General features: G+C 41.2%; 9 protein-coding genes and 1 riboswitch. Of the genes, 6 read left to right on the forward strand and 3 right to left on the reverse strand.

Going from position 1 to position 13,221, the window contains the following annotated elements; all coding sequences use genetic code 11:
* Nucleotides 1-176: 176 nt before the first annotated feature.
* Entirely contained in the window at nucleotides 177-1,733 is a 1,557-nt protein-coding gene (locus LI164_RS14900) for an ABC-F family ATP-binding cassette domain-containing protein (RefSeq protein ID WP_118427433.1), read from the forward strand.
* A gap of 158 nt (nucleotides 1,734-1,891) precedes the next feature.
* Here LI164_RS14900 and LI164_RS14905 read toward each other — a convergent pair whose 3' ends face one another.
* Nucleotides 1,892-2,416, reverse strand: a complete 525-nt coding sequence (locus LI164_RS14905; RefSeq protein ID WP_005335742.1) for an ECF transporter S component — start codon at nucleotides 2,414-2,416, stop codon at nucleotides 1,892-1,894.
* 159 nt (nucleotides 2,417-2,575) lie between these two features.
* Entirely contained in the window at nucleotides 2,576-3,955 is a 1,380-nt protein-coding gene (locus tag LI164_RS14910; protein ID WP_227079178.1) for an aldehyde dehydrogenase, read from the reverse strand.
* A gap of 311 nt (nucleotides 3,956-4,266) precedes the next feature.
* Here LI164_RS14910 and LI164_RS14915 point away from each other — a divergent pair, with 311 nt between their 5' ends.
* A complete protein-coding gene (locus LI164_RS14915; protein ID WP_227087337.1) occupies nucleotides 4,267-4,929 on the forward strand; it encodes a VanZ family protein in 663 nt (220 codons plus the stop codon).
* A gap of 83 nt (nucleotides 4,930-5,012) precedes the next feature.
* Here the strand turns inward: LI164_RS14915 and LI164_RS14920 are convergent, their stop codons facing one another.
* Nucleotides 5,013-5,669: a thiamine phosphate synthase gene (locus LI164_RS14920; RefSeq protein ID WP_227087340.1), complete on the reverse strand. Its 657-nt coding sequence runs from the start codon at nucleotides 5,667-5,669 to the stop codon at nucleotides 5,013-5,015.
* 266 nt (nucleotides 5,670-5,935) lie between these two features.
* On the opposite strand from LI164_RS14920, the gene LI164_RS14925 reads away from it, so the two are divergent.
* The 4 genes from LI164_RS14925 to LI164_RS14940 all read left to right on the forward strand — a co-directional run bounded on the left by LI164_RS14925 (nucleotide 5,936) and on the right by LI164_RS14940 (nucleotide 13,019).
* Nucleotides 5,936-7,099: a transglutaminase domain-containing protein gene (locus tag LI164_RS14925; RefSeq protein ID WP_227087338.1), complete on the forward strand. Its 1,164-nt coding sequence runs from the start codon at nucleotides 5,936-5,938 to the stop codon at nucleotides 7,097-7,099.
* Nucleotides 7,047-8,060, forward strand: coding sequence for a DUF3878 family protein (locus tag LI164_RS14930; protein WP_227087339.1), 1,014 nt, complete (start codon nucleotides 7,047-7,049; stop codon nucleotides 8,058-8,060). The genes LI164_RS14925 and LI164_RS14930 overlap by 53 nt, the downstream gene beginning before the upstream one ends.
* A gap of 477 nt (nucleotides 8,061-8,537) precedes the next feature.
* Nucleotides 8,538-11,975 carry a pyruvate carboxylase gene (locus tag LI164_RS14935; RefSeq protein WP_040015725.1) on the forward strand — a complete coding sequence of 1,146 codons (3,438 nt, stop codon included), beginning with the start codon at nucleotides 8,538-8,540 and terminating at the stop codon, nucleotides 11,973-11,975.
* A gap of 64 nt (nucleotides 11,976-12,039) precedes the next feature.
* A riboswitch (FMN riboswitch) is annotated at nucleotides 12,040-12,169 on the forward strand.
* 217 nt (nucleotides 12,170-12,386) lie between these two features.
* On the forward strand, nucleotides 12,387-13,019 hold the full coding sequence (locus tag LI164_RS14940; RefSeq protein WP_005335727.1) for an ECF transporter S component: 633 nt from the start codon (nucleotides 12,387-12,389) through the stop codon (nucleotides 13,017-13,019).
* Nucleotides 13,020-13,221: the final 202 nt, after the last annotated feature.

Here is a 13,221-nt window from a genome sequence, read left to right on the forward strand (position 1 = left end):
TGAAATATAGAGTTTTCAAGGTACAAGTCCCATTTTGGGTATGGGAAGTCTTTATCAGTAATAAAATGAACAATTATTGAGGTGATTTTCAATCAGTAATAAAATGAACAATTATTGAGGTGATTTTTAATCAGTAATAAAATGAACGATTTTTGCAGATAAAGGAGAAAGTAAAAATGAGTATTTTAAATGTTGAACATCTTACCCATGGCTTTGGTGACAGGGCAATTTTCTCAGATGTTTCATTCCGTCTTTTAAAAGGGGAACATATTGGACTTGTAGGAGCTAACGGTGAAGGAAAGTCCACATTTATGAATATTGTGACTGGAAAGCTGATGCCGGATGAAGGAAAAGTAGAATGGTCAAAGAATGTCCATGCAGGATATCTGGATCAGCATGCAGTACTGGAAAAGGGAATGACGATCGGCGGCGTATTAAAGTCAGCATTTGATCCACTTCTTCAAAAAGAGCAGCGCATGAATGAAATCTGTGACCAGCTTGGAGATGCAGATCCAGAGCAGATGGAGCAGTTGATGGAAGAACTGGGAACGATTCAAGATGAACTGACTTTACATGATTTCTACACCATCGATGCAAAAGTAGAAGAGGTAGCAAGAGCACTTGGACTTCTGGATCTCGGACTGGAACGCGATGTCACAGATTTAAGCGGAGGTCAGAGAACGAAAGTGTTGCTGGCAAAATTATTACTTGAAAAGCCGGATATTCTGCTTCTTGATGAGCCGACCAATTATCTGGACGAAGAGCACATTGCATGGCTGAAGCGCTATCTTTTGGATTATGAAAATGCATTTATCCTGATTTCACATGACATTCCATTCTTAAATGAAGTGGTTAACATCATTTACCATATGGAAAATCAGGAATTGAACCGTTATGTAGGAGATTATGAACATTTCCAGGAAGTCTACGCAGTAAAGAAAGCACAGCTTGAAGCTGCATACCGTCGTCAGCAGCAGGAAATCAGTGAACTTAAAGACTTTGTTGCGCGCAACAAAGCACGCGTATCGACACGAAATATGGCCATGTCCCGCCAGAAGAAGCTGGACAAAATGGATGTCATCGAACTGGCAGCAGAAAAACCAAAGCCGGAATTTCATTTCCGCTATGGAAAGACACCAGGAAAATTTCTTTTTGAAACACATGATCTTGTGACAGGATATGATGAGCCATTGTCAAAACCATTAAACCTGAGCATGGAGCGTGGACAGAAGATTGCTCTTGTAGGAACCAATGGTATCGGAAAGACAACACTTTTAAAAAGTATTCTGGGACTCATTCCATCTCTGTCTGGAACATGCGAACTGGGAGAAAATCTGGAAATCGGATATTTTGAACAAGAAGTAAAAGGTGAGAACCGCACGACCTGTATCGAAGAAATCTGGCAGGAATTCCCTTCATTTAGCCAGTATGAAGTGCGTTCCGCTCTGGCAAAATGCGGACTTACAACAAAACATATCGAAAGTCAGGTGCGAGTATTAAGTGGAGGAGAACAGGCGAAAGTACGCCTCTGTAAACTCATTAACAGAGATACAAATATCCTGCTTCTGGACGAGCCGACCAACCATCTGGATGTAGATGCCAAAGACTCCCTGAAAAAAGCATTACAGGAATATCGCGGCAGTATACTCTTAATCTGTCATGAGCCGGAATTCTATCAAGACGTGGTGAATGAAGTGTGGGATATGAGTAAGTGGACAACGAAAGTGTTCTAAAAGGGACACCGATAATGAATGATGGGGACGTAGTACTTTTAAAGTTTACAACGTCCCCAATTGATTTACGCGAGCAACGAGCCAAAGTCCGTGCTTGCACGAGACCTTGGCGACTGCCGCGATAACTTGAGAAACTCGCGAAGCGTGTTTCTCATAGTTTATTTTGTCTTATATGTGAGCTGTTTTACATCTGGAATTGCCATTAATACCGGGTATAGTACGAAGGAGATAATCAGTCCTCCGACTCCCTGAATAATATTGGCTGGAATACTTGCTGCTGCAGATGATCCATAAAGGAAAAATTCACAGATAAAATATCCACCGGCTACCAGTACGATATCAATCACGCCACCGAGAAGCACTGCTACATAACGTGATTTGGAATCTTTTGCAATTTTCTGGTAAACAAGTCCTGAAAACAGAGCAATCAGTCCTTTGATTACAAATGTAATCGGAACGTATACAAAATATCCACCGAGGAGGTCTGACATTGCGGAACCGATACCGGCTGCCAACAGTCCATAACTTGGTCCAAGAACAACTCCTGACAGGATTACGATTGCGTCACCTGGATGTATATATCCGCCTGTGCCAGGTGTTGGAATACGGATAGACATGGTGGCAACACATGCAAGTGCAGCAAAAAGTGCTGTCATCACAATTTTTTTCAAATTTGAATTCATAGTAAAACCTCTTTCCTTATATGATTACTTATCTTTCGATTGAACCTACTGTACAACAATCATGGCTTGATATAAAGGTCCAATTCTGATAAAAAACAACAGGCCAGTTTGCGGTTTTATGGGAGAACTGTAAACTGGTCTGTTGTTTTTAGATAGCATTTATTTTAGAAACATATGTAACAACTTATTATTTATCTTCTTGTAAGGCTGATATCGCATTGGCAGATCCAGCCAGGTCTTCTTATCCACAATACTTTTGTAATGTGTAAATGTATCAAATCCGGTCTTTCCGTGGTAACTGCCCATGCCGCTTTCGCCAAATCCGCCGAAAGGCATTTCACTTGTGGCAAGGTGAATCAGTGTATCGTTGATGCAGCCTCCGCCGAACCCGATTCTTGCAATTACATTTTCCGCTACATGAGTATCTCCTGCGAAAATATAAAGTGCAAGCGGATGGGACATGGCACGGATATTATTCACGGCTTCGCTGATAGAATCGTAAGTCAGGATTGGAAGAACCGGTCCGAAGATTTCTTCCTGCATGACAGCGTCCGCAAAGGTGACGTTGTCCATGATTGTTGGCTCTATCTGTAAAGTGTGATGGTCGAAAGTGCCGCCATAGACCACTTTGTCGTAATCAATCAGTCCAAGCAGCCGGTCAAAATGTTTTAAATTGATAATTTTGCCATATTCTTTATGTGCCAGAGGCTGTTTACTATATTGTTTTTGAATCTGTTTTTTCAATTCTTTTATAAGTTTATCTTTGACTGTGCGGTCGCAGTAAATGTAATCAGGAGCAACACATGTCTGCCCGCAATTTAAAAATTTACCAAAAACAATACGTTTAGCAGCAAGTCTGATATCGGCACTTTTATGAACGATGCAAGGGCTTTTACCACCGAGCTCAAGGGTGATTGGAGTCAGATGGTTGGAAGCATGACGCATCACTTCCTTCCCTACTTCCTGGCTTCCGGTAAAGAAGATGTAGTCAAAATGTTCATTTAGCAGGAAATTATTTTCCTCACGCCCACCTGTGACAACGGCCACATATTTTTCATCGAAGCATTCCTGGATCATACGGCTGATCAGAGCAGTAGTATGTGCAGAATAGGCACTTGGCTTCAGAATTGCGGTATTTCCTGCTGCCAGCGCATCGATCAACGGCTCTATGGTGAGCATGAACGGATAATTCCATGGACTCATAATCAGTGTGACACCATACGGGGACGGTTTTTGATAGCTCCTGGAGTGAAACTGTGCCAGTGGAGTCCTGACTGTGCGCTCTTTCGAAAATTTGCGTGTATGTTTCAGCATGTAAGTCAGTTCGCTTAAGACGAGACCAGTCTCACACATGTAGCTTTCAAAAGCACATTTTCCCAAATCTGCACGGATTGCGATATTAATTTCATTTTCATATTTTAAGATGCATGCTTTTAATTTTTGAAGTGCATGTATACGATATTCTACATCAAGCGTAGCATCGGAATGAAAAAAAGTCCGCTGTTTCTGAATCAGTTGTTTGATTTCAGCCTGTGTCATAAGAAAAGCCCTCCTATATCATTGAATTCATTTTTGAATTTGTAATTGATTCCCCAAATGCAGCTCTGGTTTACTGAGCTGCAAGTATCATATTTATATGATTATGATAGATGCATTTGTCTGATAATTCAAGAAACAAATTGAAAGAAATGTTGATTACATTCAGATGGAACTAGTGTTACTGAACTGCATGATACAGGTATGGGTTAAAACTACAGAGAATATTAAGAATATTCCAAAGAAGTTGTTAAGAAATGTATTCTAATATATCAGGTGTGAAGATAAAGGCTGGAAAAAGGAGAGGAAATGTTATGGATTATGTGAGGATTTTATATACTTATATAGTTGAGGATTTTATGTACAGTGGCTATTTACTTCTTACGCTACTGCTACCGTGTCTGATATATCAGGGACTAATGGAAATCAAAGCAAAGCAAAATTCCAGGCGTGTGCCTGCAAAATATTATTTTGGAGTTTATGTAATGCTCGTTTATCTGTGGGTGGTATTTAAAGTGACAGGGATAGGCCTGTTGGCAGACATTGTAAGACTTAAAGATGCCATCAGTGGTGGATATAACTGGAATCCACTGGCAGGATTGGGCATGGGGTTTGTGTTAAATATAATCATGTTTCTGCCGCTTGGGCTGTTGATACCATGTATATGGAAGCAATGCAGAAATATAACAAATGTCACAGTCACAGGATTTTTACTGTCGTTAACAATTGAAATTTCTCAGATATTTAACGCGCGTGCAACAGATATTGATGATCTCCTTGCAAATACGATCGGCGCGTGTGCAGGATATCTGATCTGGAGAGGTATTTATGTGTTAGTTTGTGGAAAACAGAAAGAAAAAGGTGATGGACATGTGGAAAATTCAATAGAGGCTGATGGAAGAAAATGGGAACCAATGATATATCTGGCGCTGGCTTTTTCCGGAGCGTTCTTTCTGTATAATCCATATGTGCAATAATGAATTGCAGAAGTGCAGAAGACACTAAAAAAGGTCCACCGGACCTTTTTGTCGTATGCTTGGCAACAAAAAAAGATGCAGTTTTAAAGCTGCATCATTCCTGACATAATACACCCGCCGCAGGCACCTTGTTTTTTCAGGCTGTTCCATTGCTGCGGGTCAAATTTTATTCCGCCGATTCCGTAGACAGGAATCGTGACTGCATCACAGACATTTTTCAAAAAATCAAGTCCACGTGGCGGCAGACCTTTTTTACAATCTGTTGTGAAAATGTGTCCGGCTGTCACATAGGTCGCACCGAGCCGTTCTGCTTCCATGGCATCCTCGACAGAATGAACAGATGTGCCGATTTTATGGAAGTCCGTAACATGAAAACTCTGCGAGATTGTCGAATTCTGACTTTGTAAATGCTTCTGCGACTCGGCAGACAACTCCCGTAACAGAGGCAGTGGCAAATGAATGGCATCATGTCCGAGTTCCAGCGCTGCTTTCCAGTAAGTATGTAAGATACATGGGACATCGTAAGCTTTACAGATATCCAGAATACTTTTTGCTAATGCTTTGTATTCGTCTTCTGGCAAATCCTTTTCTCTAAGAACGAGAGCGTCCGGGTGCCATTCGCAGACCCGTTTAATTTGGTCTTCAAAAGGTTGATTGCAGAGATGTCGGTTTGAAATGGCAAGGATTTGGAAATTTCTGCCAGGATCATTCCTCTTCTTGAGAATAGAATTATTTATCATAGAATCATTACAGTTCATATTGGATTCCTACTTTCTGAAAACTTCTCATAGCCTATTACATAAGCTTTTCTTTGAAATTTACATTTCCCAGTATAAAAAGTCTGATATGGAATGTCAATGTATGCTTCAAAGAAACACGAAAATATTCATAATATATGTTATACTCTAGTTGCAATGTTCGACTTGAATTTGCGTGTGACAGAAAACTCGCAATCATTATTAGTGACAAAAGCTTGAAATGATAGAAAAGGATTACGGAAAATTACATGGAACAGTACTATTATAATAGGATGAATAAAATAGAACAGGCAGTTTATCATGCCTTGTATCAGGGATTTTTAAATATAGATGAAGAGATTCAGATCCCAAGACTGGAGGGTGAGGCACTCTATAATGTCTTTTTCAAGCTCCGGCTGGATCATCCGGAAATTTTCTGGGCAACAGGCTATAAGTATAAATATTACAACGATTCTCCAAATCTGATTTTTGTGCCGGAATATTTATTTGAAAAAGCAAAGATAAAAGAACATCAGAAAGCCATGACAGCCCGCGTAGAGAAAATCGCAAGAGAAGCGAAGACATTTTCCCAGTGGGACAAGGAAAAATATATACACGACTTTTTATGTGAAAGTATACATTATGATAAGCTGAAAAAACCTTATTCCCATGAGATTATCGGACCTTTAGGGCATGGGGTAGGCGTATGTGAAGGAATTGCAAAATCCGTGAAGGTATTGTGTGATGCCCTTGGAATCTGGTGTATGATCGCAGTGTGTGGAAATAATCCGGAAAAAGGGATTAAGTACCGTCATACATGGAATATCGTAAAGATTGACGGACAGTATTATCACCTGGACGTAACATTTGACAATACGCTTGGCAATTATGAGAAAAAAGAAAATCAGAAACCGGAAAACAAAACTCCACGCAACACATCGGGAAAGAACAAAGCCGGAAAAGCAGAACAGATGGATTTCAGGTACGATTATTTTAACCTGGATGATAAAAACATTTTCCGAGATCACGAACCACTGTTGTATCCGGCTCCGGCATGCAACGAGGGCGGACACTTCTATTATAAAGAGAAGAAACTGTCATTTACAAAGATAGAAGATGTATACAAGCGGTCGCTTCAGGCAGCGAAGAAAGGACGCGTGCTGACCTTTCACTGGCGAGGCGGCTATCTGACCAAAGAAGTGTTAAAAGAACTTCTGGAAGAAATCGAGAGAGCCGGACGTGAGAAAAATAAACAGCCTCAGATCAGTCTGAACTGGGCACAGGCAGTCTTGAGGGTGGAGTATCAGGAACTGCCGGAAGGCATGATCAGAGAAACGAAAGTTGTGATGGAAGATGTCAATGAAGGAGAGCGAGAGATAATTGGAAACAGAGAAAAACACAGAAAATGTGTGGAAAGCAGAGCAAAAGAATAAAGAAAATGTGGAAAATCAGGCGTACCAGATTAGTCAGGAGAGAGCTTTGGAGATGCTGGAAGAACTTTTGGAACAAGATCAGTTCGAATTACTTCTGCCAGAGTATAAACTGGTTTATATGATGAACGATGCAGTGGAAAGCTTTCTTGTATTTCACGGTGCGCGAATGACCGGAATTTATCAGGACGATTATGAAGGACCACTGGATGCATCAGTTACCTATGAAAATGGAGAATATGTGCTTGTGGTACATCAGGACGATTCCGTTGTAACGCTCTTTTACCAGTCGCTGTCAGTGGAAGTACATTTATACAATTATGGAGAAATCGGACATTTCTGGGTGGAAGGGTACGAATACTTAAGACAACTGGAATATCGCATTGCAATTTTACGGGACAAATTAGAATATCTGGGACCGGAATTCTGTACACCGACAGAACAGAAACTGGCAATGTTAGAACAGTTCCCGCCACTCAATTACTGCTGTTACCCGGCGGTGCCGGATCAATATATTGTACCAAAAGATAATCCGTGGCAACCGTCAGAAGAGGCAATCACAGTCATGGAAGAATTCGCAGAAGAAGCAGACGATAAAAGCATGATAAAGTTATTAAAATATTACCGGAAACATCATGGTATGAGAATGAGTCGTTACATAGCCGTAAAATTACATCAGACAAAACATGTACACTTCATAGAACTTCTGACAGAAAAACTCAAACAAGAAGCCGCAAACTATCCAAACCGGAGTTTCGGAAAAGAAGCTGATGAAAGACATCAGAAACTTATCAGTCAGGCAAAAAAAGAGCAGGCAGAACTTTATCAGCAGGGAATCAAATCCGAGGTACTAAGAGAAGAGCCATTCGTCACCGCACAAGACGAACTCGACTATAAGGTTTATCTCATGATTTATAAGTGGCAGGGAAAAAACAGGGGCGTCAATGTCAGAAGAATAAATTAAATTTCCAAAATAAAAAGAGCCCTCCCACCGGAAGACTCTCAAAGGAAAAAGTATGAAAAAGAAAATTGTTATTTATATCTCAGCATCTCTCTTGCTGATGTCTATATAATAATGAAAAAATGTTTTCGATTTGTGTTTAGATTGTTAAAAAAGTGTGAATCATGGAAAAGAAAAGTTTTGATGCAATTTTTATCTGTTATAGACAAGAAAAAAGGGAAAAAAGAGGCTAAAATGAAATTTATAATTTAAAATCTTGCAAATTCCATTGTTATTTTCTTAACTATTGTCAAAAAATGAAGTTGTCATATTTTTATCTTGCATTTCTCAGAAAAATCCTGTAAACTAAATCAAAAGTGCATGTAATCCGTGTGGGGCAGATGAACTATCATGCGACTTTTCGGTCAAGTTGTAATTGCCCGTGGGATTAGAGAGAAAAAGGCTAATTGCAAACCAATAAAAAAAGAGAGGAAGAAGACAATGAAACAGTTCAAGAAAGTTCTGGTGGCGAACCGTGGGGAAATCGCCATTCGAGTATTCCGCGCGCTCAATGAGCTCGGAATTGTGACAGTCAGCATTTATTCTAAGGAAGACAGATACGCTCTTTTCCGTTCCAAAGCAGACGAATCCTATCCCCTGAATCCTGATAAAGGACCGATCGATGCATATCTTGATATTGATACAATTATTAAGATCGCACTGAATGCAGGCGTAGATGCAATCCATCCTGGATATGGGTTCCTGTCAGAGAATCCGGAGTTTGTAGATGCATGTGAACAGAATGGCATTACATTTATTGGACCTTCCAGTGATATTATGAGAGCAATGGGAGATAAGATTTCTTCCAAACAGATTGCCATTGCAGCAGATGTACCGATCATCCCTGGAGTAGATCACGCGATGAAATCTTATGAAGAGGCAGCGAAGATCGCAGACATGGTCGGATATCCGATTATGCTGAAAGCTTCCAACGGTGGTGGCGGACGTGGTATGCGTATTGTCAATGATCCGGCTGATCTGGAAAAAGAATTCAACGAGGCGAGAAATGAATCTAAAAAAGCTTTCGGTGATGATATGATTTTCGTTGAGAAATATCTGAAAGGACCAAAGCATATTGAGGTTCAGGTGATCGGAGATAATTACGGCAATGTTGTGCATCTGTTCGACCGTGACTGCTCTGTGCAGAGACGTCACCAGAAGGTCGTAGAGTATGCGCCGGCATTTACCATTCCAGACGAGACAAGAGAGAAGATTTTTGATGCAGCAATCCGTCTTTGTAAAAATGTTGGATATGTTAATGCAGGAACACTGGAGTTTCTGGTAGACAGAGATAACAATCCATACTTTATTGAAATGAATCCTCGTATTCAGGTAGAGCATACAGTCAGTGAGATGGTGACAGGAATTGATATCGTGCAGGCTCAGATCCTGGTTGCAGAAGGATATGCTCTTGATTCAGAGGAGATACATATTAAATCGCAGGAAGATGTTACATGTAACGGATATTCTATTCAGACTCGTGTTACTTCTGAAGATCCGGCAAATAACTTCCTGCCGGATACAGGTGAGATGACAGTATATCGTTCCGGTTCCGGTAATGGTATCCGTCTGGACGGTGGCTGTGCATATGTCGGAGCCGTTGTATCACCACACTATGACAGTCTGCTTGTAAAGATTATTTCTCATGACCGTACCTTTGCAGGTGCAGTGAGAAAATCCGAGCGTGCCCTTCAGGAGATGCGTATCCGTGGAGTTAAGACAAATATTCCGTTCCTGATCAATGTGCTGAACCACCCGACATTCCAGTCCGGTCAGTGTTACACAACATTTATCGAGGAGACACCGGAGTTATTCCGCCTGACACACAGCCTGAACCGTGCGACTAAGATCATTGAGTTTATCGGTGATCGTATCATCAATTCTGACATGGGTAAGAAGAAACAGTTCGACAACCGTATTCTGCCGACATTTGACCATGATAAACCGGTCTATGGTGCAAGAGATGAATTTTTAAAACTTGGTGCAGAAGGCTACATGCAGAAGATTTTAAAAGAAGAAAAGCTTTATGTTACAGATACAAGTATGCGTGATGCGCAGCAGTCACTGGTGGCAACACGTATGCGTAGCAAAGATCTGTGCGGTGCCGCTTATGCGACAAATGCATTTATGCAGAACGCATTTTCAGTAGAGGCATGGGGAGGTGCTACGTTTGATACAGCGTACCGATTCCTGAAGGAGTCACCGTGGAAACGTCTGACAACTTTAAGAGAGCGTATGCCGAACACATTGATCCAGATGTTGCTTCGTGCGTCCAATGCCGTTGGATACAGCAACTATCCGGACAACCTTGTAAAAGAGTTCATTCAGATCTCAGCAGAGAATGGAATCGATGTATTCCGTATTTTTGACAGTCTGAACTGGATCGAGACTATGAAACTGCCAATCGAGGAGGCACTTAAGACTGGAAAGATCGTTGAAGGTGCAATCTGCTACACAGGAGATATTACAAGTCCGAACGAGACAAAGTATACATTAGATTATTATGTGAAGATGGCGAAAGAACTGGAGTCTTTAGGATGCCATTCTATTGCGATCAAGGATATGGCAGGACTTCTGAAGCCGCTGGCAGCAAAAGAACTGATCAGCACACTGAAGAGAGAACTTCATGTACCATTACATTTGCATACACACGATTCCACGGGAAATGGTGTAAGTACTGTTATGATGGCGGCAGAAGCCGGCGTAGATATTGTCGACCTGGCAATTGAGTCTATGTCATCACTGACCAGTCAGCCGTCTATGAACGCAGTAGCAGAGGCACTTCGTGGAACAAGACGTGACACAGGCCTGAAGCCGGAGGAACTGACAGAATTAAGTCACTACTACAGCCGTGTGCGTGAAGTATATGCACCATTTGAAAGTGATATGAAATCTCCAAACACAGAGATTTACAAATATGAGATTCCAGGAGGACAGTACTCCAACTTGCTTGCACAGGTAACAAGTATGGGATCACCAGATGATTTTGAAGCAATCAAGGGACTTTACAAAGACGCCAATGATCTGCTTGGAAACATCGTAAAAGTAACTCCAACTTCCAAGGCAGTCGGTGATCTGGCTATCTTTATGTACAAGAATGGCCTGACAAAAGATAATATTCTGACAGAAGGTGCCGGATTATCCTATCCGGATTCCGTCGTATCTTATTTCCAGGGTATGATGGGACAGCCGTATGGTGGATTCCCGAAGGAACTGCAGAAGATTGTCCTGAAAGATATTAAACCACTGACAGAACGTCCAGGTGCACTTCTCCCGGCAGTTGATCTGGATCAGATTAAGAAGGATCTGTGCGAGAAATATCATTATGAGGATCGCTCAGAAGCAGATATGTGCAAGAAAGCAGTCAGCTATGCGCTGTATCCGAAGGTATATGAGGACTATTGCGAACACTTTGAGATTTACAATGATGTTACAAGATTGGAAAGTCACGTATACTTCTATGGCCTTAGAAAGGGTGAGGAGACTTACTTGAAGATTGGCGAAGGAAAGGAACTTCTGATCAAATATCTGGAAGCAAGCGAGCCGGACGAGGACGGATACCGTACATTGATGTTCCAGGTAAATGGATCTATCCGTAACGTTAAGATTCTGGATAAGAAACTGGAGATCAAGACAGATCGTAAGCTTAAGGCAAGCAAGTCCAATCCGAAACAGCTTGGAGCAAATATCCCAGGTATCGTAGGAAATGTTCTTGTCAAAGAGGGAGATCCGGTCAAAGTCAATACACCGCTTCTTACTCTGGAAGCTATGAAGATGGAGACAATCGTTGTATCTACGATCGAAGGTGTTGTAGACAAGATTTATGTAAAACCAGGTGAGACAGTGCATCAGGACGATCTGATGATGTCCTTCCAGTAAAAAGATTTTTGAAAAAAGCCTTGAAAAGGACTAATCAGAGGATTATAATCAAATACAGATAAGAGAGATTCTTCGGGGCAGGGTGTAATTCCCAACCGGCGGTAAAGTCCGCGACCCGCTGTGTAAGTGTATGCAGTGGCTGATCTGGTGAGATTCCGGAACCGACAGTAAAGTCTGGATGAGAGAAGAATTATGGTGAATGTATGTCAGTCCCCCGAAGCGTAAGCGTCGGGGGATTTTGTGTTGTCAAGCATACGACAAAAAGGTTCGGTGGACCTTTTTTAGTGATACATTCTAAAGAAGCATAGTTCCAAAAGAAGTATTCTTTCTTACTTAAAATAAAAGAGGGCAGTGCCTGAGGTTTTCATTTGCACAGCTCAGACACACCGCAGATAAAAAGGAGAGAAAGAAATGAGTACAAATGTAGCAACACAGAACAAGTCAAACACAGCAGGTATGTCAAAAGTAAGATTCATTACCCAGGTGGGAATGCTGGGGGCAATTGCAGTTATTTTAATGGCATTTGAAATACCGCTTCCATTTGCACCGGCATTTTACAAGATTGATTTCAGCGAAGTTCCGGCACTGATCGGCTGCTTTGCAATGGGACCGGCAGCAGGAGCAATGATCGAACTTATTAAAATCGTATTACATCTTCTGATCAGTGGAACATCTACAGCAGGTGTCGGTGATATTGCCAACTTTGCAATTGGTTGTGCCTTTATCCTTCCGGCAGCATGGATCTATAAAGCAAAACACTCCAGAAAAAGTGCAATGATCGGAATGGCAGCAGGAACTGTATTTATGGCATTTATCGGTTGCTTTTTAAATGCATATGTATTACTTCCGGCTTATGCAAAAGCATTTAGCATGCCAATCGATGCGCTGGTAGGAATGGGAACAGCAGTAAATGGTCATATTACGAATTTACTTACATTTGTCGTATTTGCAGTAGCACCATTTAACCTTTTGAAAGGTGCAATGGTATCTGTTGTGGTACTTCTGATTTACAAGAAGATCAGTCCAATTCTGAAAATGAGATAATATTCCTGAAATCCAACATCATTATATAGAAGGAAAATATTAAAAAATAGCAGGTGGATATATGGCACTCAATGTCAGGGTTTAAATATGACATTGAAAGCGATATGTTTACCTGTTATTTTTTATATCAGTTGGGAGATGACTCCGCCTCTATAGGTGGTGAGAAACAAGCTGGTATCAGTGGTGGGAGTCAATCCCCCAG

The sequence above is a fragment of the Dorea sp. 210702-DFI.3.125 genome (genome assembly GCF_020560945.1).
GTDB lineage: Bacteria > Bacillota > Clostridia > Lachnospirales > Lachnospiraceae > Dorea > Dorea formicigenerans.

Coding starts and splice junctions, on each gene's coding strand:
- LI164_RS14900 (WP_118427433.1), top strand. CDS start 177: ATGAGTATTTTAAATGTTGAACATCTTACCCATGGCTTTGGTGACAGG.
- LI164_RS14905 (WP_005335742.1), bottom strand. CDS start 2,416: ATGAATTCAAATTTGAAAAAAATTGTGATGACAGCACTTTTTGCTGCA.
- LI164_RS14910 (WP_227079178.1), bottom strand. CDS start 3,955: ATGACACAGGCTGAAATCAAACAACTGATTCAGAAACAGCGGACTTTT.
- LI164_RS14915 (WP_227087337.1), top strand. CDS start 4,267: ATGGATTATGTGAGGATTTTATATACTTATATAGTTGAGGATTTTATG.
- LI164_RS14920 (WP_227087340.1), bottom strand. CDS start 5,669: ATGATAAATAATTCTATTCTCAAGAAGAGGAATGATCCTGGCAGAAAT.
- LI164_RS14925 (WP_227087338.1), top strand. CDS start 5,936: ATGGAACAGTACTATTATAATAGGATGAATAAAATAGAACAGGCAGTT.
- LI164_RS14935 (WP_040015725.1), top strand. CDS start 8,538: ATGAAACAGTTCAAGAAAGTTCTGGTGGCGAACCGTGGGGAAATCGCC.
- LI164_RS14940 (WP_005335727.1), top strand. CDS start 12,387: ATGAGTACAAATGTAGCAACACAGAACAAGTCAAACACAGCAGGTATG.